The organism is Lacibacter luteus, from assembly GCF_004118265.1.
GTDB lineage: Bacteria > Bacteroidota > Bacteroidia > Chitinophagales > Chitinophagaceae > Lacibacter > Lacibacter luteus.
Window position 1 is genome coordinate 177,430 of record NZ_SDHW01000008.1, and the last position, 25,282, is coordinate 202,711.

Annotated in this window: 16 protein-coding genes; 5 read left to right on the forward strand and 11 right to left on the reverse strand. The window is 40.6% G+C overall.

The features are described from left to right. Nucleotides 1–28 precede the first annotated feature (28 nt). Nucleotides 29–874: a histone deacetylase family protein gene (locus ESA94_RS20075; RefSeq protein WP_205756027.1), complete on the reverse strand. Its 846-nt coding sequence runs from the start codon at nucleotides 872–874 to the stop codon at nucleotides 29–31. 86 nt (nucleotides 875–960) lie between these two features. After that, nucleotides 961–1,617, reverse strand: coding sequence for a ligase-associated DNA damage response endonuclease PdeM (gene pdeM / locus ESA94_RS20080; RefSeq protein ID WP_129132742.1), 657 nt, complete (start codon nucleotides 1,615–1,617; stop codon nucleotides 961–963). A 74-nt stretch (nucleotides 1,618–1,691) separates the two neighbouring features. Between pdeM and ESA94_RS20085 the strand changes: the two genes are divergently transcribed. After that, nucleotides 1,692–2,177, forward strand: coding sequence for a hypothetical protein (locus tag ESA94_RS20085; protein WP_129132743.1), 486 nt, complete (start codon nucleotides 1,692–1,694; stop codon nucleotides 2,175–2,177). A gap of 25 nt (nucleotides 2,178–2,202) precedes the next feature. On the opposite strand, the gene ESA94_RS20090 is transcribed toward ESA94_RS20085, so the two are convergent. Together ESA94_RS20090 and ESA94_RS20095 are read right to left on the reverse strand one after the other, a co-directional pair. Continuing rightward, the gene (locus ESA94_RS20090) at nucleotides 2,203–2,700 is read right to left on the reverse strand and encodes a heme-binding domain-containing protein (protein WP_129132744.1); all 498 of its coding nucleotides are present in this window, start codon (nucleotides 2,698–2,700) and stop codon (nucleotides 2,203–2,205) included. Nucleotides 2,701–2,769: 69 nt separating this feature from the next. Beyond that, complete coding sequence (locus ESA94_RS20095; protein ID WP_129132745.1) at nucleotides 2,770–5,268, reverse strand: ligase-associated DNA damage response DEXH box helicase; 2,499 nt, start codon at nucleotides 5,266–5,268, stop codon at nucleotides 2,770–2,772. A 336-nt stretch (nucleotides 5,269–5,604) separates the two neighbouring features. Here ESA94_RS20095 and ESA94_RS20100 point away from each other — a divergent pair, with 336 nt between their 5' ends. Beyond that, entirely contained in the window at nucleotides 5,605–14,991 is a 9,387-nt protein-coding gene (locus ESA94_RS20100) for a lamin tail domain-containing protein (protein ID WP_129132746.1), read from the forward strand. Between the two features lie 96 nt (nucleotides 14,992–15,087). Here the strand turns inward: ESA94_RS20100 and ESA94_RS21820 are convergent, their stop codons facing one another. The 3 genes from ESA94_RS21820 to guaA all read right to left on the reverse strand — a co-directional run bounded on the left by ESA94_RS21820 (nucleotide 15,088) and on the right by guaA (nucleotide 18,043). Then, entirely contained in the window at nucleotides 15,088–15,255 is a 168-nt protein-coding gene (locus ESA94_RS21820; RefSeq protein WP_129132747.1) for a DUF2256 domain-containing protein, read from the reverse strand. A 65-nt stretch (nucleotides 15,256–15,320) separates the two neighbouring features. After that, a complete protein-coding gene (locus ESA94_RS20110; RefSeq protein WP_129132748.1) occupies nucleotides 15,321–16,481 on the reverse strand; it encodes an ABC transporter substrate-binding protein in 1,161 nt (386 codons plus the stop codon). Nucleotides 16,482–16,507: 26 nt separating this feature from the next. Next, nucleotides 16,508–18,043 (reverse strand): glutamine-hydrolyzing GMP synthase, encoded by a 1,536-nt coding sequence (gene guaA / locus ESA94_RS20115; RefSeq protein WP_129132749.1) that lies wholly within the window; start codon nucleotides 18,041–18,043, stop codon nucleotides 16,508–16,510. Nucleotides 18,044–18,251: 208 nt separating this feature from the next. On the opposite strand from guaA, the gene ESA94_RS20120 reads away from it, so the two are divergent. Continuing rightward, nucleotides 18,252–18,983, forward strand: coding sequence for a head GIN domain-containing protein (locus tag ESA94_RS20120; protein WP_129132750.1), 732 nt, complete (start codon nucleotides 18,252–18,254; stop codon nucleotides 18,981–18,983). Between the two features lie 243 nt (nucleotides 18,984–19,226). Here the strand turns inward: ESA94_RS20120 and ESA94_RS20125 are convergent, their stop codons facing one another. Continuing rightward, nucleotides 19,227–19,538 carry an MmcQ/YjbR family DNA-binding protein gene (locus tag ESA94_RS20125; protein ID WP_164972808.1) on the reverse strand — a complete coding sequence of 104 codons (312 nt, stop codon included), beginning with the start codon at nucleotides 19,536–19,538 and terminating at the stop codon, nucleotides 19,227–19,229. 184 nt (nucleotides 19,539–19,722) lie between these two features. Between ESA94_RS20125 and ESA94_RS20130 the strand changes: the two genes are divergently transcribed. Both ESA94_RS20130 and ESA94_RS20135 read left to right on the forward strand, forming a co-directional pair. Then, nucleotides 19,723–20,754 (forward strand): pepsin/retropepsin-like aspartic protease family protein, encoded by a 1,032-nt coding sequence (locus ESA94_RS20130; RefSeq protein ID WP_164972809.1) that lies wholly within the window; start codon nucleotides 19,723–19,725, stop codon nucleotides 20,752–20,754. Beyond that, entirely contained in the window at nucleotides 20,745–22,193 is a 1,449-nt protein-coding gene (locus ESA94_RS20135) for a hypothetical protein (protein ID WP_129132753.1), read from the forward strand. Before ESA94_RS20130 ends, ESA94_RS20135 begins: the two co-directional genes overlap by 10 nt. Before the next feature lie 29 nt (nucleotides 22,194–22,222). On the opposite strand, the gene ESA94_RS20140 is transcribed toward ESA94_RS20135, so the two are convergent. Genes ESA94_RS20140 through ESA94_RS20150 form a run of 3 tightly spaced genes read right to left on the reverse strand, consistent with a single transcriptional unit; the run spans nucleotide 22,223 to nucleotide 25,228 of the window. Continuing rightward, entirely contained in the window at nucleotides 22,223–22,714 is a 492-nt protein-coding gene (locus ESA94_RS20140; protein WP_129132754.1) for a PH domain-containing protein, read from the reverse strand. Nucleotides 22,715–22,758: 44 nt separating this feature from the next. Then, nucleotides 22,759–23,475 (reverse strand): ThuA domain-containing protein, encoded by a 717-nt coding sequence (locus ESA94_RS20145; RefSeq protein ID WP_129132755.1) that lies wholly within the window; start codon nucleotides 23,473–23,475, stop codon nucleotides 22,759–22,761. Nucleotides 23,476–23,503: 28 nt separating this feature from the next. Then, complete coding sequence (locus ESA94_RS20150; RefSeq protein WP_129132756.1) at nucleotides 23,504–25,228, reverse strand: M14 family metallopeptidase; 1,725 nt, start codon at nucleotides 25,226–25,228, stop codon at nucleotides 23,504–23,506. Nucleotides 25,229–25,282: the final 54 nt, after the last annotated feature.

Here is a 25,282-nt window from a genome sequence, read left to right on the forward strand (position 1 = left end):
ATTGGAATTTGTCTCTTGATTTTCTTTCCTAATTCAAACCATAAATATCTTTCGCCAAACGAAACGTGTTGCAATGCGCTTCAACAATAGTTCGTACATCGGGCGAATAACCACCACCCATTGCAACGGTACAAGGTATTTGATGTTGCTGCAGTTTGCTGAACACAATTTCATCACGCTGTTTGCAGCCCTGCATGGTTACTTTCAATTTACCAAACTTGTCTGTTTCTAATATATCAACACCGGATAAGTAGAAAACAAAATCAGGCTTTACTTTTTCAAGCAGCATATCCAATGTGTTTTGCAAAAGCGGAAGATAAATGCCGTCATCTGTACCATCTTTCAAACCAATATCAAGGTCGCTGGTTTCTTTGTGGAAAGGATAGTTGTGTGCACCATGCATACTAAAGGTAAATACACTGTTGTTTTGTTCAAACAGTTTTGCAGTGCCATTGCCCTGGTGCACATCCAGATCAACAATAAGAATTTGCTTTGCCAGTTTTTGATGTAAGAGATAATTGGCTGCGGTTGCAAAATCGTTGAGTAAGCAAAAGCCTTCGCCTCTGTCTGCAAATGCATGATGTGTTCCTCCCGCAACATTCATGGCTATGCCGTTTTCAAATGCCAGATGACAGCAATCGATGCTGCCTTGTGTAATGATGAGTTCACGTTCTGTTAATGCAGGCGATTGCGGAAAGCCGATATGCCGTTGCTCTTTTGCAGAAAGCGTTTGTTGCTTTAATTTATCCAGGTAGTTTTTATCATGTGTAAGCAGAACGATCTCATCGGCGCAAACAGTTGGTGCAAATAAATTCTTCTGTGTAATGCTTCCTTCGTACAGCAGCTGTTCAGGTATCAGTTCGTATTTCAACATAGGGAAACGATGACCTTCCGGCAGCGGATGTGCATAAATAGGAGCATGGGCGATATGTAAAATTCTGTTACTGATGATGCACGTATTTATTGCAGTTCAACCAATCGCTGTTCAGCAATGGCAAATATTTTATCTTTCTTCTTCGGACGCACAGCGTGTAAACCTGTGAATCTTCCAAAAGCCGGTAATACGGCATGCTGTTCGCCAAAATAAAAACAAGGAAAACGTAATGATTGTTTACCCAATCCTGCTATGTGAATGCCCGGATGAATATGCCCGGTAAAAATGTACTGACCTGTTGTTGTTGCTTCTTCCGGTAGTTCATGCATAAATGCAAACGGTCCGTTTACAAGTTGTGTTTCATGAACAACGATCGTATTCGCATCGTACCAATTTGGTTCCAGAATATCGTGATTGCCTTTTACCAAATGAATGGGTAGGCTTGCAAGATCGTTACGCCATTTTTCAAACAGTTTTATTTCGTTGTTGATGTGGCTGTGAAAAAAATCGCCCACAACGATTAATTGTGCGGGTTTAAAAAACTGGATCTGTGTTACCAGCCTGTGCAGATCTTCTTTAAAAACTGTTTGCGGTATTCCAATGCCTGCTTTGCGAAAATGCCCGCTCTTGCCAAAATGAATATCCGATACAATGAGCCAGCGTTCTTCTTCCCAAAAAATACAGCGCTCAGGCGAAAGCCAGAGAGTTTGATTGAAATGTTGAAAATATGTTGGCTGTTGCATGCTGGCATGCAAATGTAAGCTGTGCTTTTCTACGCATGTGTTGCAGAAATGATTTATTTTGAAAGAAAAACGGCATGGAGCAAAAAGATTATCTGCAAGGTTCGTATGTGGAACCACCATCAACGCCACAAGGCATTAATGTATTAACCATTCTGAGTTTCATCGGGAGTGCTTTCCAGATTGTTACTGCTGTGATTGGTTATTATATTATTCCTTTTAGTGTAAAGCAGGTAAATGAACAAAGGGCGCTGGAGAAAACAAGAGAAATGAAACCTTTCAGAGGATTTTTAAAATGGTCTACCGATACTACACTCCGACAGTACGAAATACGTGAAGCGATATTGATTGTTTCAATTATTACAGCACTCATTTGCATATGGGGTGCCATGCAAATGCGTAAGCAAAAGAAAATCGGATTTACTGTTTATTCAATCGGGGAGTTTGGCTTTCCTTTATTTTCAGCATTGGCCATTGATGTATGGTCTTCTGTTTTCGGATTTATTATTGCAATTGTGTTTGTGCTGCTTTTCTGGTTTCAACGAAAGTATTTGACCGAATAATAAAGAAGCCCCGTTCGGGGCTTCTTTATTTATGTTCACTTTTGTTATTGTCCGATTGTTGTTCGGGTTCTGCAGGAGGCAAGGTTGCAATATTTTCTTCGCACCATTTGTACAATGCATTCTTTTGTTCTTCGGTAAGTTTTGCATTTGTATGAATAAGAGTGTAACTCTTCAATGGCATCTTTCCTTCCTTCACTTCATCCATAATTTCATTAAACTTTCTACGCTGGCGTTTGGCTGTATAGCCCGCAAATTCCGAAAAGTTTAATTCTTTTTTTCCATCATTCACATGATCGGCCAACCACCATGCAACAGGTTGTACATTGGCATACCACGGATATACAGTGTTGTTGCTGTGGCAATCGTAACAAGCTTCTTTAAGAATGGATGCTACATTATCGTTAACTGCAAACTTAGTGCTGATGTCGTTTGCGTATGGACCGGCAGAAATATTTTTTTCAGGACGAATAAATTGAATGATGACCAATGCCGCAATTAATACGTAAACTATTTTTTTAAGCATAGGAGGTTGTTTTGATAAATGTAACGATAAAGTTGAACTTGTGAAGTGTTCTAGAATAGTTTACGGTGCTTAATCCTTCATCAGTTGTGCCTGCATTCGACGGATGCGGTCTTCAATATTTTCGGAAGAGAGATTGTTGCGGTTTAATCCATCGGCAATAATCGGAAAACAAAGCGGCGTAAATTTTTGCGGAACGGTGATAACAATTGTACTGTTGCCAATACGTGTAAATGCATTCCGCAAACGAACTTCTTCCATTTGCTGATCGAATACTTCCTGGTAAGCCTGCCGCAACAATACATTTTTTGAATCGTATTCGCTGAACACGTTGAATAACAAACTTGCTGAAGCCTGCAAGTGTCTTGCTTTCTTTTGTTCGCCGGGAGCAGTTTGTGTAATGAGGCCACCAATAACTGCAATATCTCTGAACTTGCGTCTTGCCATTTCTGTTGCATTAACGCTTCGTTGAATATCGGCAGTAAGATCATTGAGTGTAAACAATTCGCTTGCATTGGTATCGTCAACAGGTATGGGTTGATCGCATAGTAATTCAAATCCGTAATCGTTCATGGCAATGGAAAAAGTAAGCGGAGCAATTTTACCAATGCGGTAGGCGAGGATCGCACTCATAGCTTCATGCACCTGCCGCCCTTCAAAAGGATAAACAAGTAAGTGATAACCATCTTTGCTTTCGTGATGTTCGATAAGCAGTTCATTATCTTTTGGAATATGCGACAACTGTTGCTGCAATTGAAACAAGGAGGAGAGATGAACAAGCTCCGGTGCCTGATTTTTTGACCCCATTATTTTACCGGCGTCAGCAACATCATTGAACGTTTCTCTTAACTTACGGCCAAGGTTAGCCGTTAAACTCATGCGGCCTCCGTTCCAGCTGGGTACAATTGTTTTTTTAGAAGTTGATTTCTTTACCAATACGGTCATGTCTTTTATCTGTAGCAATTCAAGATTTCTTCCGGCCAACGTAAAGCAATCGCCGGGTTCTAAACGGCTGATGAAATATTCTTCAATTACTCCAACATAGCCACCGCTTTGCATTCTTACTTTCAGCATGGCATCACTTACAATTGTACCGATGTTTAAACGATGCTGCATTGCAATACGGCGACTTGTTATTTTGTACAGCCCGTCGATTACTTCAATCTTTTTATAATCATCGTATTGTTGCAAAGCTTTACCGCCTTCTGTTAAAAACTTCAATACTTCTTCCCATTCTTCCTGCAACAGATCACGGTAGCAGTAAGTCGATTTTACTTCTGCAAAAATTTCTTCTGGTTTAAAACCATCTGAAATTGCAAGCGTATTCAAATACTGTATCAGCACATCAAAGCAAAGCAGCATCGGTTCTTTGCTTTCGATGAGTTCTTCATCAATTGCATTTTTTAAGGCAGCTGCTTCTACTAATTCCAGCGAATGTGTTGGCAGAAAATAAATTTTACTTACAGCATCGGGGCTATGACCGCTACGTCCTGCTCGTTGCAGAAAGCGTGATACACCTTTCGGCGAGCCAACTTGTATAACGGTCTCGACCGGCCGAAAATCGACACCCAGATCGAGGGAAGCCGTGCAAACAACTGCTTTGAGTTTGGCAGTATGTAATGCTTCTTCCACCCACAAACGTAGTTCCTGTTCTATACTGCCGTGATGCAATGCAATAGCTCCTGCAAACTCAGGTGCATGATTGAGTAACTCCTGGTACCAACGCTCACTCATGCCTCTTGTGTTGATGAATATGAGTGTTGTTTTACTTTGTTCAATAATGGGAATTACTTTGTGTATGAGTTTTATTCCTAAATGACCGGCCCAAGGGTAATTCTCTATTTCATCGGGCAAAACAGATTCTACTACGATCTGTTTTTTCATTTGCGCTTTTACAATAACGCCTTCTTCTCTAATTGCTGAGAGCAATACATCTTTCGCATCGCTTAAGTTGCCGATGGTTGCACTAATGCCCCAGATCATTGGTGGCTTAGTCGCCATTGACTTCCGATGGCTATTCACAATTCTACTGATTGCTAACTCAACCTGTACACCTCGTTTACTTCCCATCAGTTCGTGCCATTCATCAACAGCTATCAGTTGCAGATTTTTAAATGCATCGGCATAACCTTTTTGTGCAAGAAACAAATGCAGACTTTCAGGTGTAATGATGAGTACTTCGGGTAATTGTTTTTTTTGCCTTGCCCGTTCTGCCTGCGTTGTATCGCCGTTGCGGATACCAACAGTCCAGCTCATGCCCAGTTCCTCAATCACTTCTTCCATTGCCCGGCCAATATCTTTTGCCAAGGCACGCAAAGGAGTGATCCACAAAAGCTGCAGGCCATTTTTTGATTTGCTTTTATAATCGGTTGGATGCTGGTTAATGAAACGGATAACGGAACCAAGAAATACAGAAAATGTTTTACCGCAACCGGTAGGAGCATTTACCAATCCGCTTTTACTAGAAACAATATGTTGCCATGCTTCTTCCTGGAACGGAAAAGCATGATGGCCTTTGGCCGAAAGCCAGGAAGCAATGCATTGATAACCAGGAGTGAGATAAAGCTTCATAAACGATTGACAAATCTAAGTTATCTCGTTGTTTGTACAGGTACTGCCACAAATGTTGAAAGGAATATATGACAGCAAAATATATCTGTTGAGGCAGTTGTAAGAACACATTATTTCTTTTATTTTCATACTTTACTGATAAGCCAGTTGCTAAATGCATTTGATCCGGTCTATCCCAATCCTCTGAAACCTTCCACTACCTTTTAAGATCGAACTTCAACTTACGTGTAATATACAGTTATGTCTGTGTGTTTATAGTTTTATCCACTCCTTCCCAAAACCAGCATCGCACAATCCTTTTTTCCGGGCAAACCACCCAAACTAAAACCACTGTTTATGTTGCAACTGCTCCGCTTGTCAGTTAATCAGCATGCCTTAAATGCACTGCTAACGCCTTTTTATTTCCTGATCCAATCAAAAAAACTATTGCTTCGTTTTGCAATGCTTGTGATAAGTGTTGGGATGATGAGTGGGGTTGTTGGGCAGGCAACAGTGATTAGTGATAAACCTGATTATGCGCCCAGATCGAATGCAGTCTTTACTGGTGCGGGTTTTCAGGCATTTGAACAAGTGCAGCTAAAGGTTAAAAATCTCAACAGCCCTTGTAATACAGTTACTGCTGATTCTTCCTATTTACCGTGGACAGTCGTTGCTGATGCAAATGGTGCGTTTGTTACAAATTGGACGGTTTGTGATTGTCCTGGGGATTCACTAAGGTTAAAAGCAACTGGAATAACAAGTGGGTTAATTGCTTATGCATATTTTACTGATGGTGTAATATATCCAAGCGGAATTTCTGTTCCGGCAAATTCTGATCAAAATTTGTGTTTGAATTCTACCGCATCTCCGATCACGGCAACAATGACAACTTGTGAGCTAGGAGGAGGAGCAAGTAGCTACATCAATATTACATATACTTGGTATTACAATACTTCAAATACAAACGTAATTAGTGGTTCAACTGTTACTGTTCAAACCTCTAGTAGTTTAACTTCACAAACGACTACAAATAGTTATACACCATTAACTACTACTACCGGAACAAGATATTATTTTTGCAGGGTTACATTTACACCTCGTGCAGGAAGTGGTGGTCAATGTGGGCAAAACAATGCTCCTGGTTATCCATTTACCACTAATCCAGTTGCTATTAATGTCAATACCATTGATTATGCAAACCTTCAATTTCCGTCAAACGCAAATTTTTGTGCGGGCGGGGATTTTACTGCTTATGGACAAGTATATGAACCGGGCATTACAGAAGGTGGTGGACAGGGTTCAGGTGTAGAAGTTCAGTTTGGTTACAATACTTCTAATACTAATCCAGAAACATGGACAAATTGGAGTAATGCTACTTTTAATACTCAAGTAGGAAATAATGATGAATATACATTTACATTTTCAACTTCCACTCCAGGTACATACTATTATACATTTCGTTATAAATTAAGCTCGTGTACATCTTGGCAATACGGTGGTTACCCCAACGGTTTTTGGAATGGAACAACGCAAAACAGTGGTGTACTTACGGTAAATTCTAATCACACACTTTTACATAATTCCGGATCTCTTTCTCAATCTATTTGTGAAGGCACTGCAATAGCTCCGATTCAATACTCATTTGGCGGTGGTGCAACAGGAGTTACCGTTTCCGGATTACCTGCAGGGGTTAGCCCTTCAATAGTTGGCAATACTGTTACGCTTAGTGGTACACCAACAGTATCTTTTGGAACATATAACTATACCGTTACTACTACGGGTAATAGTTGTACGACACAAAGTATTGGAGGTACAATAACTGTTAAGAGTAAACTTAATGTTATTAATCTTGATCCTCCGTTAACCCCTTCTATCTGTTTTGGTAATTCTTATACTGCTTATTCTGAAGTATACGAGCCGGGAGTAACAGAAGGCTCAGGGCCTGCAAGTCCTAATATTGTGGCAGAATTCGGCTATGGAACAACTAACGATGTTGGCTCGTTTACATGGGCAACTGCAGCTTTTAATGGTCCCGCAAGTCTTTTCAGCTATGATGGATATCTGTACACATTTACTCCTCCTGCCGCAGGAGTATACTATTATACATTCAGGTACAGTTTTAATGGATGCGATTGGCAATACACTCCGCAGGTGGGAACACTTACTGTTGATGTACCGCATACATTAACCCTTGCATCTGGAGATAATACCCAGGAAGTATGTGAGGGTACAGCAATTACTGCTATACAATACGAATTTGGAGGAGGTGCAACCAGCGTAAATGTTTCAGGATTGCCAGCAGGTGTGAGCTCGTCTATTGCTGGAAATGTATTGACAATTAGTGGTACACCCACCGTGCAGTTCGGTACGTTTAATTATACAGTTACAACAGTCGGCGGTAGTTGTCCAACTCAAAGTCTTGGGGGTACAATAATTGTAAAAAGCAAACTTGACTATGTCAATCTTCAATACCCTTTAACCGCTACTGTTTGTCTTGGACAATCTCTTACAGCGTATGGCCAGGTTTATGAGCCAGGTATAACTCCGGGTAGTGGTTCGCCAAGCACAAATATTATTGCCGAGTTTGGATACGGCACCACAAATAATTCCGCTTCGTTTACATGGGTTACCGCATCATTTAACAGCTCAGGTAGTAACGGAAATAATGATGAATATCAGTACAGTTTTACTCCAACAGCTGCAGGCAACTATTATTATACGTACAGATATAGTTTTAATGGATGCGATTGGCAGTATGCAAGTGAAATGGGCACTTTAACTGTTAATGAGGCGCCTGTAATTACTACTGTTTACAGTAATATCTCAAAAAATAATGATCCTGGTTTTTGTGGTGCTGTTGTAACATATACTGCCGCTAATGCATCAGGATCACCGGCTCCAAACTTTACTTATTCGCATCCTTCAGGTTCGTTGTTCCCTGTTGGAACAACTACAGTTACGGTAACTGCCACCAATAGTTGTGGAACAGATGCAAAAAGTTTTACAGTAACCGTTACAGACAACGAAGATCCAACCATTACAGCACCGGCAACAGTAAATGTTAATGCAGATAATGGAAGTTGTGCAGCAACAAACGTATCACTTGGCACTCCGGCCACCGGCGATAATTGTGCAGTTGCAAGTGTAACAAACAATGCGCCTGCAAGTTTCCCTGTTGGATCAACAACTGTAATCTGGACAGTAACTGATGTACACGGAAGAACAGCAACCGCAACGCAAGTTGTAACGGTTACTGATAATCAGGATCCAACCATTACTGCACCAACTGCAGTAAGTGTAAATGCAGACAATGGAAGTTGTACTGCAACAAATGTTGCGTTAGGTTCAGCAACTACCGCTGACAATTGTGGCGTAGCAAGTGTAATCAACAATGCACCTGCAAGCTTCCCTGTTGGTTCAACAACAGTAACGTGGACAGTAACTGATGTACACGGAAGAACAGCAACCGCAACGCAAGTTGTAACAGTAATCGATAATCAGGACCCAACCATTACAGCACCGGCAACAGTAAATGTTAATGCAGATAATGGAAGTTGTGCAGCAACAAACGTATCACTTGGCACTCCGGCCACTGGCGATAATTGCGCAGTTGCAAGTGTAACAAACAATGCGTCTGCAAGCTTCCCTGTTGGTTCAACAACCGTAACATGGACAGTAACAGATGTAAACGGAAGAACAGCAACCGCAACACAGGTTGTAACAGTAACCGATAATCAAAATCCTGTTATTTCTAATACGCCTTCTAATATTTCGGTGTATACAGGCGCAGGAAGCACAACATGTAATAAAATTGTTACCTGGACTGCGCCTACTCCTTCGGATAATTGTGCAATCAGCACATTTACAAGTTCGCATACAAGTGGAACTACGTTTGCTGTGGGAACAACAACAGTAACTTATACTGCAACAGATGTAAATGGCAACTCTGTAACTTCTTCTTTTACAGTTACAGTAATTGATAATACAAATCCTGTTGTTAATGTTCAAAACATTACGCTGAATCTTACTGCAGCAGGAACCGGAACTATTACTGCCGCACAAATAAATAATGGATCTACAGATAACTGTGGTATAGCAAGTGTTGTTTTAAATAAAACAAACTTTACCTGTGCAGATTTAGGTAGTCAAACAGTTACTCTCACAGTTACAGATATTCACGGCAATTCAGCTTCTGCCAATGCAACTGTATTGGTTAAAGATATTACTCCGCCAACTGTACTTACAAAGAATATCACTGTAAATCTTGATGCTGCAGGCAATGCAAGCATTACAGCAGCCCAAGTGGATAATGGTAGCAGTGATGTTTGCGGACCTGTTACGTTGAGTGTGAGCCCTGATGCGTTTAATTGTAGTAATGTTTCTCTACCTGCTCCAACTGAATTATTTATTACAGAATATATAGAGGGTAGTTCTAATAATAAAGCGATTGAGATATATAATGGTACTGGTTCTTCAATCAATTTAGGTACAGGCGGATATGCAATTCGTGTATATTTTAATGGATCAACTTCATTTACTTCAGTTAGTTTAACAGGAACTATAGCCGCAGGTGATGTTTACGTGATTGCAAATGGATCATCAAATGCATCAATATTAAGTCAGACAGATCAAACAAGTTCTGTAATGTCATTTAATGGAAATGATGCAGTTGCATTAGTTAAAGGTTCGACGATAATTGATGTTATTGGTCAAATAGGAACTGACCCCGGTACAGAGTGGGGCACTGGATCAACTTCAACAGCGGATAATACAATCAGACGCAAATCTTCAATTAATAAAGGTGATAATAATGGTTCAGATGCATTTAATCCTGCAACTGAATGGGATGGATTTGTAACTGATGCTACAGGTGGCTTAGGTACTCATACATTTACAACTGGAGCCGTTTCGGTTACCTTAACTGTAACCGACGGCAGCGGTAACCAATCTACAGGAACAGCATACGTTACTGTTATTGATAATATTGCTCCATCGCTTACACCTGCAGCCAATCAAAATGTAAATCTTGGCGCAAGTTGTTCAATTGTTGTGCCGGATGTACGTGGTACTGCAACAGATAATTGTGCAGGAGTTACAATTACACAAAGCCCTGTTGCCGGTTCTACAATTTCTTTAACACACGATCAAACAACAAATATTACTGTAACAGCAACGGATGCTTCGGGCAATACAACTGTAAAAACAGTTGTGTTAACAGCGAAGGATGTAACGCCGCCTGTGTTAACGCCAGCAGCTAATCAAAATGTAAATCTGAATACAAGTTGTTCAATTGTTGTTCCGAATGTTATTGGTACTGCAACAGATAATTGTACCGGGGTAACAATAGCGCAAAGCCCTGTAGCAGGAACAGTTATTCCGTTAGCACATAATCAAACGTACAACATAACCGTTACCGCAACCGACGCTGCAGGCTTAACAGATATTAAGACGGTTGTATTAACAGCGAAAGATGTCACTGCTCCAACAGTAATTACAAAAAATATTACTGTTCAGCTCGATGCAAGTGGAAATGCTTCAATTTCTCCGGCTGATGTGAATAACGGCAGTACAGATAATTGCGGAACTGTGAATTTAGTATCAGTTACTCCATTTACGTTTAATTGTAACAATACGAATCAGCCGTCGGCATTAGAATTGATAATTTCGGAATATGTTGAAGGCGGAAGCCCTAACAACATAAAATATCTTGAAATTTATAATGGTACATCATCATCGGTAAACCTTGCAAATTATTCTTTGAGGGTTTATTCAAATGGATCAAATTCTGTAACAGCGTCTAATACATTATCAGGAACACTTGCTCCTGGTGCTACTATTGTTTATAAAAACACTTCTGCTACTGGTTATTCAGGTGCAGCTACTTCACTGGGAATGATGACCTTCAATGGTAATGATGCAGTTGCTTTGTTTAATAACACAACTAATCAATTTGTTGACATTATTGGTAAAATTGGGAATGATCCCGGAGCTGCCTGGACAGGCACAGGAGGCTATACAACAGTAGATGCCACATTACGGCGAAAGTCTAGCGTGAGAAATGGTATCACAACAAACCCATTAGGAATTGGTGCTAATGCATTTACAACTTTAACAACAGAATGGGATCTATTTACAACCGATGATGTTTCTGGTTTAGGTAATCATTTCATGAATACTGGTAATAAGAATACAGTAACACTTACGGTGAATGATGGTAATGGTAATCAGGCATCAGGATATGCATATGTAACCGTTGAAGATAAAATTAAACCTGTTATCACCAACAATGGCGATAAGACAGTCAACACCGATCCTGGTGTGTGTGGTGCAACAGTAACTGTAAGTGCAAGTGCAACCGATAACTGTTCAGTAGGAGCAGTAACGGGCGTACGCAGCGATGGTCTAGCATTAACCGCCTTGTATTCAGTTGGCACAACAACCATCAAATGGAATGTTACGGATATAAATGGTAATGCAGCAATTGAAATAACGCAAACCATTGTGGTAACAGATAATGAAAAACCTGTTATCACCAGCAATGGCAATAAGACAGTCAACACCGATCCGGGAGTATGTGGTGCAACAGTAACAGTAAGTGCAAGCGCTTCTGATAACTGTTCAGTAGGTACACCAACCGGAGTTCGCAGCGATGGTCTTGCATTAACAGCGTTATACCCTGTAGGCACAACCACCATCAAATGGAATGTTACAGATGTAAATGGTAACGCAGCAATAGAAGTAACCCAAACCGTTGTGGTAACAGATAATGAAAAACCGGTTATCACCAGCAACGGTAATAAGATTGTCAACACCGATCCTGGAGTGTGTGGTGCAACAGTTGCAGTAAGTGCAAGTGCAACAGATAATTGCACAGTTGGTACACCAACCGGAGTTCGCAGTGATGGTAAACCATTAACTGATTTATTCCCAGTTGGTACAACCACTATCAAGTGGAACGTTACCGATGTAAATGGTAACGCAGCAATAGAAGTAACACAAACCGTTGTGGTAACAGATAATGAGAAACCTATTATTACCAGCAATGGCGATAAGACAGTCAACACCGATCCGGGAGTATGTGGTGCAACAGTTGCAGTAAGTGCAAGCGCAACAGATAATTGTACAGTAGGTACACCAACAGGCGTTCGCAGTGATGGTCTAGCATTAACGGCCTTGTATCCAGTTGGCACAACCACTATCAAGTGGAATGTTACGGATGTAAATGGCAATGCAGCAATTGAAGTAACGCAAACCATTGTGGTGACAGATAATGAAAAACCTGTTATCACCAGTAATGGTAATAAAACCGTCAACACCGATCCGGGAGTATGTGGTGCAACAGTTGCAGTAAGTGCAAGCGCAACAGATAATTGTACAGTAGGTACACCAACAGGCGTTCGCAGTGATGGTCTAGCATTAACGGCCTTGTATCCAGTTGGCACAACCACTATCAAGTGGAATGTTACAGACGTAAATGGTAACGCAGCAATAGAAGTAACCCAAACCGTTGTGGTAACAGATAATGAAAAACCGGTTATCACCAGCAATGGCGATAAGACAGTCAACACCGATCCGGGAGTATGTGGTGCAACAGTTGCAGTAAGTGCAAGCGCAACAGATAATTGTACAGTAGGTACACCAACAGGCGTTCGCAGTGATGGTCTAGCATTAACGGCCTTGTATCCAGTTGGCACAACCACTATCAAGTGGAATGTTACCGATGTAAATGGCAATGCAGCAATTGAAGTAACCCAAACCGTTGTGGTGACAGATAATGAAAAACCAACTGCAATAGCACAAAATGTAACCATCTATCTGAATGCAGCAGGCACAGCAAGCACAACAGCCGCAGCAGTAAACAACAGCTCAAGTGATAATTGCGGCATAGCAACATTGTCACTATCGAAAACAGACTTTAACTGCAGCAACGTAGGTACAAATAATGTAGTGTTAACAGTTACAGATGTAAACGGCAATAGTTCAACAGCCAATGCAGTTGTAACAGTGGTTGATAATATTGCCCCGACAGCAATATGCAAAAACATAGCAGTTTATCTTGATCAGTCAGGAACGGTTTCTATTGCAAATAATGCATTGAATAATGGCAGTTATGATAATTGTACAATTGCTGGATATAGTCTTTCGCAAACCCTGTTTACAGCAGCAGGCTCATATACTGTAACCATGACGGTAACTGATGTGAACGGCAACTCATCAACATGCTCTGCTACAGTTACTGTAGATAAACGCCCTGTTACACTTGTATACACAGGTGATTACAGCGAACAGTATTCAGATCAGCAAACGCTTACAGCGAAATTAACTGACCAGATGACCGGCAACTCATTAAGTGGTAAAACGATTTCATTTACTATTGGATCGCAAAACGTTACAGCTGTAACGAATGCATCGGGCATAGCTTCAGTAACATTAATATTGACTCAGAATCCGGATGTTAGCGGGTATAAGGTTAATACCTCATTTGCCGGGGATGCAACTTATTCTGCTGGAAGCGATGAGGACGACTTTGATATTCAGGATGAAGATGCAAGAGCAGAATACATCGGTACACAGTTCCAGGCTACTTCCAGTGCAACAAGTGGTACAGCAACTGTACAATTACAGGCAAGCATTCTTGATATAACTGCTGTAACCGGTAATTCTGCAACGGATGCTTATGCTGGTAATATAACCAATGCACGTGTGAAATTTGTATTATACAATGGAAGTACGTTTACGGACATATCAGGTTGGTTAACACCTGCATTAATTAACAGCAGCGATTCGAAAGTAGGTGTAGTGTCTTATAATTGGCCGGTAAATATCAATACTGCAGATGCTGCTCAATATAACGTAGGTATTGTAATTGATGAAGGATACTATATAGGCGAAGCTCCGGTTAATACGATTACTGTTGTTACTGTATATAAACCTTTGGGTGATTTTGTTACAGGCGGTGGATATATTATGCCTACACAGTCTGGAGGTACTTATGCATCAACTCCGGGTTTAAAAATGAACTTTGGTTTAAATGTGAAGTACAATAAGAAAGGAACAAACCTGCAGGGAGGTGTTAATATGATTTTCCGTAGAAATGTAGGGGGGGTAATACGTACTTACCAGATTAAGTCTAATTCAATGACATCATTGGGTACTAGTGGCACATCAACACCTGTAGTTGACCGTTATGCTGAGTTCTTATCAAAGGCCAATCTTACTGATGTTACAAATCCGTTGGCTCCGGTTGCTTTGGGTGGTAATCTTGATTTACGTGTAAGCATGCGTGATCGTGGAGAGCCGGGCAATACAGATGAAATTGCAGTAACTCTCTTTAACGGAGGCACTTTACTGTTTTCAAGCAAATGGACAGGTTCCAATACGCAACGAATGCTGTTAACGGGCGGTAACATTGTTGTACGTGGCGATAATTATGGAACAGCTCCTGCAATAAGGATGGCAGATCCAACACCTGTCATAACTGCTACTGATATATTCAACGTAAAAGTTCTCGGCAACCCATCGCTCTCAAGTTTCCGTTTGCAATTGCAAAGCAGCGATAAGCAACAGAAGATAACGGTGAAAATTGTGGATGTGAATGGACGTATTGTTGAGGTGAAAGAGAATTTGTATGCAGGCCAGGTAATTGAAGTGGGATCGAAATATACACAGGGTACTTACTTTGCAGAGGTAATGCAAGGAACAAACCGCAAAGTGGTTAAGCTCATTAAAATTGCAAGGGAATAATAAATAGAGGTACGAACAGATAGACGACAAGGCCGGTTGCGAAAGCAGCCGGCTTTTTTATTTTTATGCGAAAGATAATGTTGAAAGAAAAATCTTTCAGTCAAGTGGTAGTAACTGATTGAAAGATTTTTGGCGGTTATTCCTGCATCGGTCGCTGCAATACTTTACTTCGTTCCAGACTTTTTCCCATTTTTTGCGCCAGCTAAAATGTCGCTGACAAACGATGCAGATTTTTTCGGGCAAATGTTTTTTCTTGTGCGTCATGTATAACTAACACTTACAAGAATGCTTTGTTGTAACCCGGGTAGAGAATGTTATAGGGCGTGCTCTTAGTTCATTCTTGAAACAAGATTGTTGCTCCGTTTCAAAATGTAAATACGTTTGTTTTCGAAATAATCGGGTTTGCCGCTTGTACTGTTTAATACCGGTCTGAAATCAAATTCGGTAAATGAACGATAAGTACGCTCATTCAGGTGTTGCATCAGTTGTGTATCGTAGCGTAAAAGTAATTGCACAAAAAAACGAGTGAGTTCATAACCTCTGTATGCAACATCCGATGGTCGCCCGTAAGTAAGATCGGTAAAGCCTTTTGTAAAATTCGTTGCCGCCACTGTTCCCGTATTAAAGAATGTAGCTGTGTAAAATAATGAAAGGTCTTTGTATTCGGGTTTTGTAAGATCCTTCATGCCATCCCATGTAGGCATACCAATCAATTCCATGGGATATGTTTTGTGAATTTTCTGTGCAACATTCACCAGGTTTAAACCAAATGCTTCATCGAGTGAACCACAGATAAGCACATTGGTTTTTAAACTGTCGAGTTGTGAAGTAAGATCGGCAGTTGTAAAGTTGTCGTTCAGGTTAAGCGTTTTCCATTTCAGTAACGAAGAACCATTGCTTCCTTTATTGTATTTAGTAAAATAGGAAGCAAGCCTGTCGTCCGAAGTTCCTTTTCTGCGCACATACAAAAGATTTGCAGTAGGGTTGGTGCGCATAATAAAATTATAGATCGCTTCGCAATGTGCCGGTAAAGTTGAGTTTACAATAATTGTAAAGGGGTTGTTAGTTACACCACCATCGTTTGGAAATGTTGCCGAGATAAACGGAATGTTTTTTAACAAAGCCAGATCCGACAAGGTTCTGTATTCAGCACCACTTACCGAACCAATCATCAGATCGAGTGAATCGAAACTGTTACGGCTGCGGAGTTTATCAAGACTTTGATCGGCCGAACGCAGATCGTACACTATTACCTCCAACGGAGCAGTGCTGTTAATTGAGTCGGCAGCCATTAATGCACCTTGCACAAAATCCAGACCCGGCAACAGGTGCCTCGGCATCTGGTTGGTAAATTTATAGGTTGCACCGGTAAACGATGAATCGAGATACAAGCTGGCAAAAATACCTACACGATATTTTTTAACAGCATTCTGTGCCGATGCAAGCAAACCCGTTGTAACAAGTACAAGTACAAATAATAGTTGTTTCATATAGTCGATCTACGTTCTGCAGATGATTATTCCCATTCAATGGTTGCAGGCGGTTTGCTGCTGATGTCGTACACCACACGGTTAATACCACGCACTTTATTAATAATCTCGTTGGAGATATGTGCAAGGAATTCGTACGGTAAATGTGCCCAGTCTGCCGTCATACCATCAACAGATGTTACAGCACGTAAGGCCAACGTAAACTCATACGTACGTTCATCGCCCATTACACCTACGCTCTGAACAGGTAATAAAATAGCACCTGCTTGCCATACTTTATCGTATAAACCATGTTCTTTCAATCCACCGATGAAGATCGCATCTGCACGTTGCAATAAATCTACTTTCTCTTCTGTTACTTCTCCCAAAATACGGATGGCTAAACCAGGGCCGGGGAAGGGGTGACGGTTCAGCAGCTCGGCAGGAATTCCAAGTTCTGCACCAACACGGCGAACTTCATCTTTAAACAAATATCGTAAAGGCTCTACCAGTTCCAGTTTCATGGTATCGGGCAAACCTCCCACGTTGTGGTGCGATTTAATTGTTACGGAAGGACCGTGTACACTTATACTCTCAATCACATCCGGGTAAATGGTTCCCTGTCCTAACAGTTCAACACCTTCAATTGCATGTGCTTCACGGTCGAACACTTCAATAAATGTGCCGCCAATAATCTTCCGCTTTTCTTCAGGATTACTTTTTCCTGCAAGCTTGGTATAAAAATGCTCACGTGCATCAACACCTTTTACATTTAAGCCAATGGTATTATAGGTATCGAGTACTTGTTGAAATTCATCTTTACGCAACACACCATTATCAACAAAAATTCCTGAAAGGTTTTTGCCAATAGCTCTGTGTATAAGAGTAGCTGCAACGGTTGAATCGACACCGCCGCTTAACGCCATAATAACCTTGCGGTCGCCGATTTGTTTTTTTAACGATTCAACAGTTTCATTTACAAAAGAAGCAGGAGTCCAATCGGCTTTGCAACCGCAGATCTCCATCAGGAAGTTTTTAATAATTTTCTTTCCTTCTGTTGAATGGTATACTTCGGGGTGAAACTGCAAACCGTATAACGGGTTACTGTAACCGCCGGTTGCACGAAAAGCAGCAACAGGAATAGAATCGGTTACTGCCATTATTTCAAAATCCTGGGGTAACTCAAGGATGCTGTCGCCGTGGCTCATCCACACTTGCGATTTTTCGCTGAGACCATTTAATAAAATATCCGTTTTTTGTATTTGGAGCGATGCACGTCCATACTCTCTTTTTTCACTTTTTTCAACTCTTCCGCCTAATTGTTTCGCAGTAAGCTGGGCACCATAGCAAATGCCGAGTACAGGCAACGATTTTGTAAGTAATTCCACATCTACCACAGGAGCCTTTTCATCGTTTACCGAAAACGGACTGCCCGAAAGAATAATGCCTTTAAGGGTATCGTCTTTTACAACAGGTTTGTGATAAGGAGCAATTTCGCAGTAAACATTGGCTTCACGAACAGCACGTGCAATTAATTGTGTGTATTGCGAGCCGAAATCGAGGATGAGAATCTTTTCTGTCATGGTGCGGCGAAGGTAACAAAAACAGGCATGCCCCGAAGCGAACTATTAAGGCTTATGTGGAAAATAGGTTTATCCTTTTCGTTTTTTGGCCTCTTGTTTTTCCATTACTTTTGTTTGGCTCCTGCTTTAACCAATCTGAAAAGTGCGCAAAAACACTTGTTTTCTGCGTGCGCCTTATTATCTCAACTATTAAATTAAAACAACAAACATGCGTATTGCTTTTCTCCGCAGTGTATTTATTGCATTAACATTTTTATTTATTCTTACTTCCTGTCGTTGGCGCAGTGTGCGTGGCAATGGTGAAATTGCTACAACAAACCGCAGCGAACGTGATTTTAAGAGTGTAAGAACAGGTGGCTCTTTTGATGTGTATCTTACTCAGGGCGATAATTTTGAAATTAAAATTACGGGCGATGAAAACCTGTTGCGTTATGTAGAAACCAAAGTTGAAAACGGGGTATTACGTATACATACCCGTAAAGGTGTAAACATCCGCCCTACAGAAGATATGAAAGTGCATATTACGGCCCCTCGTTTTGCAGAAGTTAGTTTGGCCGGCAGCGGTAAAATTGTTGCAGAAACAAACCTTACCTCCGATTCTAAAATAAAATTCAGTATTGCTGGTAGTGGCGATATTTTAATGAAAGAGGTGAATGCCCCACAGGTGGCCGTAAACATTGCAGGAAGCGGTAAGGCAGAAGCTGCCGGAGCTACACGTGATATTGATATTGATGTGGCAGGAAGTGGTGATGTGATCATGAAAAACCTGAAAGCTGAAAATGCAAAAGTGGAAATAGCCGGTTCGGGCAATGTGTGGTTGTATGCAAGCTTGAAGCTGGATGTACGTGTTGCCGGTGGAGGAGATATTCACTATTACGGAAACCCAACCGACATCAAATCGAAGCTGGCAGGTTCGGGTAACCTGATAAAAGAAGAGTGAGTTTTGTCATTTTTCTGTTATTTGACCTTTTAAAGGCAGCAACAGACCTCATTTATAGAAAACGATTTGGAGCCGGTGCTTACCTTTGCACCGGCTCCGTCTTTTAATCCAGTCCAGAAAAAGACATATCCGCTACACAGAAAACAGCAAACTGTTCCCGATTGTAAATAAATGTTGCCCGTTTGAGAACAAATCTTTTAAGGTGTTTTTGGTTAATGCAAATCCTCCGTTTCGGAGGATTTCTTATTTCAGGTATTGTTGCGCCAATGATCTTGGAGCAACAGAGCAATAGCTGCTAACAATTACATCGTACAACAAATTTTTTTTTATTTTTTTGAGGTAGATGAACGTCCAGCCTTGTAATCCCCATTTGTTTGGTACGGCCTTTATAATTGTTTCATCGATGAGGCAATAAACCGATTGTTCAGTAGCTGTAAGCTTTACACAGGCAGTTTGGTTTAACTCATCAAGTGTAGCTACAATTTTCTTTTTTACACGAAACGATCGTTTATCGAAATGCGGCTCTTCCTTTACTTCGGCAAATGACAGAAGCATTGCACAAAAATCTTTGTTCGAAATCATACCAAAAGATAAAGCCCTGCTGCTTAAATGCAAAGCAGATCAGTAACTTCTTTTTTGTTTGTTCGTATACTGTTAAAATAGTTTAGTGGTTGTTTGTTGTTGCCGGCGGATGAAGTGTATAAAGCTGCTGTTCTATTTTTGTTTTGTATTAAACCTTATGTCATCAATTTTACCGGTAAAGCTATTGGTAGCTGCTGCTTTTTTATGGGCTGCTGCAAACGGGTACGCACAAACGCCTGCCGGTAAAGATTCTTCAAGAACTATTCTGTCTGTATCGGGTACACAGCTTCCCAACAATTCGTTATTGCACAATTTTACGAACGAACCAATAATAGAAACCGACTCCGTAGATTTTATACTTCCGTTTAGCCGGGCAGGAAATCTTATTTTAATTAAGGCCAAAGCCGATAAAATTGAAGGCAGTTTTATTCTTGATACCGGAGCACCGGGATTGATTTTAAACACAACTTATTTTCGTGATTATCCGGTACTGGAAGGAACAGGCAACGGGGAACAGAGCGGAGGTATTACAGGAGCCATTACCGATTACGGACGAACCATGATCCGTAAACTTTCGTTTGGTGCTGTGCATTATCATAAAGTAGAGGCCGACCGCATCAGCCTTGGGCACATCGAAAACAGTAAGGGTATTAAAATTTTCGGATTACTCGGCGTACAGCTGTTCAAACATTTTGAAATGATCATTGATTACGAAAACAGCGAAATTCATCTTCATCACATCTCTAAAAAAGAAGCTAAAACATACCAACACAGTATGCTCAGCGATACTTCAGCCTATTCCGTTTTTGATATTAACCTGGTTGATAATAAAATTCTCACTTATGGAAAAGTAGGGGGTAAGCGACTTACTTTTTTAGTTGATACCGGTGCCGAATCGAATGTTATCGACAGCCGTTTATCGGAAAATGTTCTCGACAGTGTGTCTATTAGCCGTCGTATTACATTAAATGGTGCAGGCAATGCAAAAGTAGATGCGTTGTATGGCGATATGCGCAACTTTACAATTGGCGACCGTGCTGTAAACAGTATGCCGGTATTGGTAACCAATATGGCAAAAATGTGTTTTTCTTATAACCGTTGCCTCGATGGAATGTTGGGCTTCGATTTTCTTTCGATGCATAAAATTGGATTTAACTTTGTAAAGCGTAAGATGTACATATGGAAATAAGGCAAGCCATATCTTTCTTTTCTTTACTGCGCAGGTTGCTACTGCTGCTGTTTCTGCTTTTTGGCAGTAACGTGTACGCACAACCGCCTGTAAAGTCATTTGTGGTTAAGAAAGGATACATCTACATTACACTCAGTAAAAATATTCCGGTAAATGAGCTTGAAACATTCATCCGGCATTATAATCTGGAAGAACTCGATCTGAAGAGCTTTTTCAAAAGCAGCCGTCCCGATTCGTTGATCAAACTTGGATGGACCATTGTATTAAACAATGGCGAAATGCTTGTGTTAAGCAAAAGCATGGAGCCTGCCGATCAGTTAGGTAACCCGGTTGAAAAAATTCTGTTAGCTCAAAAACGGATTAACTACGGGCAAGGGGCCTCAAACAAAGAACCGCTGTATGGATTCAATCGCTTTATCCATAAATATGCGTTTGCAGTAAAAGACTCGGTTGTTACTTTCTTTATGAAAGACAACCTGCAGGCTAAGCAGGTAATGCTGGCCGGTACGTTTAACAATTGGCAGCCCGATGTGTTACCAATGATAAAAACCGATAGTGGCTGGATAGCTTTTGTAAAACTTGCCCCCGGCAAACACTATTATAAATTTATTGCCGATGGTAAATGGACGATCGATAAGGATAATGAACTGGTAGAAAACGATGGAGAAGGAAATGATAATTCGGTTTATTACAAAACTAATTTTGTGTTTGCTTTGAAAGGTTATGCCAAAACAAAACACATGCTGCTTGCAGGTAGTTTTAATAACTGGAACCCCGAAGAAATTGTAATGGAGCGATGGGGCGAAGGTTGGCAAAAACAGATTTATCTTGCAGATGGTACCTATACTTATCGTTTTATTGCCGATGAACAATGGTTTACCGATCCGTTTAATCCCGATCAATACCCCAACGAGTTCAATGAAACCAATGCAGTGATTTGTATTGGCAAGCCGGTTGTGTTTTTCTTAAAGGGAAATCTTACAGCAAAGAAAGTAGTGTTGAAAGGTTCGTTCAACCAATGGAAAAATTATGAACTGCAGATGAAGAAAACAGACAGTGGCTGGATTTTCTCGTATGTACTGGGGCACGGTAATTATGAATATACTTACGAAGTAGATGGTAGCGATATTGCTGATGCTGTAACGAAGAGGAAGTTGCCAAACGAAACGCTCATTATTGCACCAAATCATACATTCCGTTTAAAGGGATTTGCAAATGCAAAGCAGGTTTGTATTGCTGGTGATTTTAATAATTGGTCGCCCAATGGTTTTCTTATGCGCAGGGAAGGGGATGAATGGGTTGTAGAACAGCATTTGCTGCCGGGGAAACATGTGTACAAATTTGTAATTGATGGTAAATGGTATATTGATGCTGCTAATGAATTGCGGGAGCCAAACGAATTTGGCGAGGAGAATTCGGTGTTATGGAAAAGCGAATGAATGAAACTGTAAGTTTTAAAACCATTTACTTAGCTGAATGCTGCCACAAATTTTTCCACTTCATCCGGAGTTAAGATAATTTTTCTGTTATCAGTTATGCGCAACAGTACAGCGTTATTTCTCCTGGTAGCATACCAGGTCATGCTTCCGAAGCTGCTGTTGGCAAATTTGCCATAGTAACCAAATAATCCACCAACTGCAAATGTTCTGATGCTTCCTGAAAGACTTCCGTTGCTTAACAGTTCAACAGACTTTATCGTGTTGCGATGAATAACAACAGATGAAGCCGGTCGTTTAATTACGAGTGTGTCTGCTGTTAATTCGTAAGCAGCAGGATGAAACAAATAAGCAATCAGATAAATTATGGTCAGCAGAATAATCGTTAAAAACGGTGCAATGTTTCTAACATCTTTCAGTATAGTAAAATGAAAAAAGATGAGTGATGCAAACAAAACTGTGATGGCAATGGTAATGCCTTTTGCCAAAGAATCGAGCGATGTTTTATAAATACCCGTATTCATTGTTGCTGCAAAATTGTTTGCTTTTGTTTTCAGCTCTGATCTGTTTATTTACCTGCAGCATAGTTAATGCCGCCCAATACATGTTTTAAAAAAGCTTCTTCTTTATACGACTCATCGGTGTGGCCTAATGCGGTATAAAAAGCACGGCCGCCATCGAACGAATGACACCATGCCATTGGATGATAAGCGCCTTCTTTACCACCTTCGTAACTGCTTTCATCAATTGTTAGTAACACTTTTACTTCGGCATTCCTGTTTTTAAAATTATACCATTCATCAAAGCGCTCCCAGGTTTTGGGTAAGTGTTTGGTTGAGATATGTGGCTCGTTGGTTACATTTAGTTTTGCTTTTTGTTGTTTGGGATGGCTTGCAAAATAACCACCTACCAACTTTCCATACCATGGCCATTCGTATTCAGTATCGCTTGCTGCATGAATACCCACAAACCCTTTTCCTGAACGGATATAATTTTCAAAAGCGGTCTGCTGGTCGCTGTTTAGTATATCGCCGGTGGTACTGAGAAAAACAACTGCGTCATATTGCTTTAATGTTTTTGCAGAAAAGAACGATGCATCTTCTGTTGTGTCTACCAAAAAGTTGTTATTCTTTCCCATCAGGAGTAATGCTTCTTTTCCTTTTGGAATAGATGCATGACGAAACCCTGTTGTTTTTGAAAACACAAGTATCTTTTTCTTTTGTTTAATTGTTGCAGAAAAGAAAAATGGCAAGCAAAGGAGCAGTAAGAAATTATATAAACGCATAGCAAGACTTTTTTTAAAGATCGGATTATTATTTCACTCTATACACAGGGTAACGTAAATGCATTGGCTCATAGTAAGGTGAATTTTGATAAACAAAATTCAATTGGGTACTACCGCTTTTTGCAAAAGCAGTATCGGTAGCTTTTCGTTCTTCCAGCTTTTGTTTTACGGCGGGGTTTTGTTTTAAAAAAGCTTCTGCTGTTTCTTCAAATACATAACTGCTGTAACCTTCTTTCTGCCCTAGTATACCATCGAAAAAATTCCATGCAAAATAACTGTCATCGCCGGTTGGTTCCAGTACTTCCATTATAAAGCGATTTGCTTTTTGATTCATTGGAATATACCAATCGCCTTTACGGAATTTCATTTGCTGAACTGTTTTGCTCGTTTTCACTTCACTGTTAAGATGATGGCCTTCATATGGTCGTGGACTGGCTTTATACTCATCAATACGGTAAATCTCTACTTCAATTGTTGAATCCTTTTTCAACTGCTGCATCTGCACTTTATTTACCTGTAACAGTTCAATTACTTTCCACCAACCCTGCGGAATAATGTAGGCAGTTGGTCTATCGATCATTGTTTTCGGGTTAAAGAAATTGTAGAACCTGATCATTTTATCAAAAGGCTTCGTACGATCGTAATACAAACGGGGTAGTCCGGAGATATTGCTGGGCTTACGTCCGGCTTCATATCCTCTGTATAATATTTCTGTAAACTTCGAACGGTCGAGTGTAAAACCAACAGGGAACTGTGTTTGTGTTAGCTGTTCTTTTTGTTGTTGTGCACGTACTTGTTTAATAGCAGCTTGATTGTTGCCCGCAAACTCCATCATACTCACCATTAACTGGTAAGTTGCTTCCACACGTTGCGCATAAGGCTTCAGCATATGTGTTTCGGGTACAAATGCAAACGTATTCCACAACGATGCATAACCACTGCTGTAACGGGGGCCATCCCAGTATGCGCTCCATCCATTCTCCGGACTATCGCTAAAATTGTTTACATAAGGCAAAAGATCGTAGCCCTTTGTTTTCATGCTTTTGTAAATAGCGGGTTCAAATGTTTGGTTCAAAAACTCACCCATCTTACCACCCAGTTTGTTGTGTTGCGATGTAAGCAAGGTCATTACATGCTGGTAATCTGCACCATTACTTACATGATTGTCGATAAAAATATCGGGCTGTACCAGGTGAAAGATCTGCGCAAAGCTTCTTGCTTCTTTTGAATCGTTCTTAATAAAATCCCGGTTAAGATCAAAATTTTGCGAGTTACCACGGAAGCCTTTTTCAACCGGGCCGTTTTGATCGATACGATACGTTGTTGTACGGTTAAGCGATCCGCCAATATTGTAAACAGGAATGATTGCCAGTACAACATTGTCTGGCAGCTTTGTTTTTTTGTTGATAATATCTTTTACAAGTGAAATGCTTGCGTCAATGCCATCAGGTTCACCGGGATGAATGCCATTGTTAATAAGAACGATCACTTTATTTTTCAGCTGCCATTGCAACGGCAAAAAACTTTGATCGCTGCTCACCAATACGAGATGAAGGGGCTCGTTGGCATCCGTACTGCCCATTGTACTCATTGAAACAATGGGAGAGGCTTTGTCGATTTGTTTCCATGCAGCAATGGCTTCGTAATAGGTTACGCTTTCGGTTCCTTTCGATGTTTCGTAACGGGTAACGGGTAATTGTGCTGTTGCATGTAATGTGAGTAAGATGGATGCGAGTAGCAGTTTTTGTTTCATGTGCTCAAAATACCAATAAAAGCAAAAGAGTCCTGACATGCAGGACTCTTTTAT

Excerpts from the sequence above, each read along its gene's own strand:
- ESA94_RS20150 (WP_129132756.1), bottom strand. The coding sequence starts at position 25,228 with ATGAAACAAAAACTGCTACTCGCATCCATCTTACTCACATTACATGCA.
- ESA94_RS20120 (WP_129132750.1), top strand. The coding sequence starts at position 18,252 with ATGCGTATTGCTTTTCTCCGCAGTGTATTTATTGCATTAACATTTTTA.
- ESA94_RS20145 (WP_129132755.1), bottom strand. The coding sequence starts at position 23,475 with ATGCGTTTATATAATTTCTTACTGCTCCTTTGCTTGCCATTTTTCTTT.
- ESA94_RS20125 (WP_164972808.1), bottom strand. The coding sequence starts at position 19,538 with ATGCTTCTGTCATTTGCCGAAGTAAAGGAAGAGCCGCATTTCGATAAA.
- ESA94_RS20135 (WP_129132753.1), top strand. The coding sequence starts at position 20,745 with ATGGAAATAAGGCAAGCCATATCTTTCTTTTCTTTACTGCGCAGGTTG.
- ESA94_RS20100 (WP_129132746.1), top strand. The coding sequence starts at position 5,605 with ATGTTGCAACTGCTCCGCTTGTCAGTTAATCAGCATGCCTTAAATGCA.
- ESA94_RS20075 (WP_205756027.1), bottom strand. The coding sequence starts at position 874 with ATGTTGAAATACGAACTGATACCTGAACAGCTGCTGTACGAAGGAAGC.
- ESA94_RS20090 (WP_129132744.1), bottom strand. The coding sequence starts at position 2,700 with ATGCTTAAAAAAATAGTTTACGTATTAATTGCGGCATTGGTCATCATT.
- guaA (WP_129132749.1), bottom strand. The coding sequence starts at position 18,043 with ATGACAGAAAAGATTCTCATCCTCGATTTCGGCTCGCAATACACACAA.
- ESA94_RS20140 (WP_129132754.1), bottom strand. The coding sequence starts at position 22,714 with ATGAATACGGGTATTTATAAAACATCGCTCGATTCTTTGGCAAAAGGC.
- ESA94_RS20095 (WP_129132745.1), bottom strand. The coding sequence starts at position 5,268 with ATGAAGCTTTATCTCACTCCTGGTTATCAATGCATTGCTTCCTGGCTT.
- ESA94_RS20110 (WP_129132748.1), bottom strand. The coding sequence starts at position 16,481 with ATGAAACAACTATTATTTGTACTTGTACTTGTTACAACGGGTTTGCTT.
- ESA94_RS20085 (WP_129132743.1), top strand. The coding sequence starts at position 1,692 with ATGGAGCAAAAAGATTATCTGCAAGGTTCGTATGTGGAACCACCATCA.
- ESA94_RS21820 (WP_129132747.1), bottom strand. The coding sequence starts at position 15,255 with ATGACGCACAAGAAAAAACATTTGCCCGAAAAAATCTGCATCGTTTGT.
- ESA94_RS20130 (WP_164972809.1), top strand. The coding sequence starts at position 19,723 with ATGTCATCAATTTTACCGGTAAAGCTATTGGTAGCTGCTGCTTTTTTA.
- pdeM (WP_129132742.1), bottom strand. The coding sequence starts at position 1,617 with ATGCAACAGCCAACATATTTTCAACATTTCAATCAAACTCTCTGGCTT.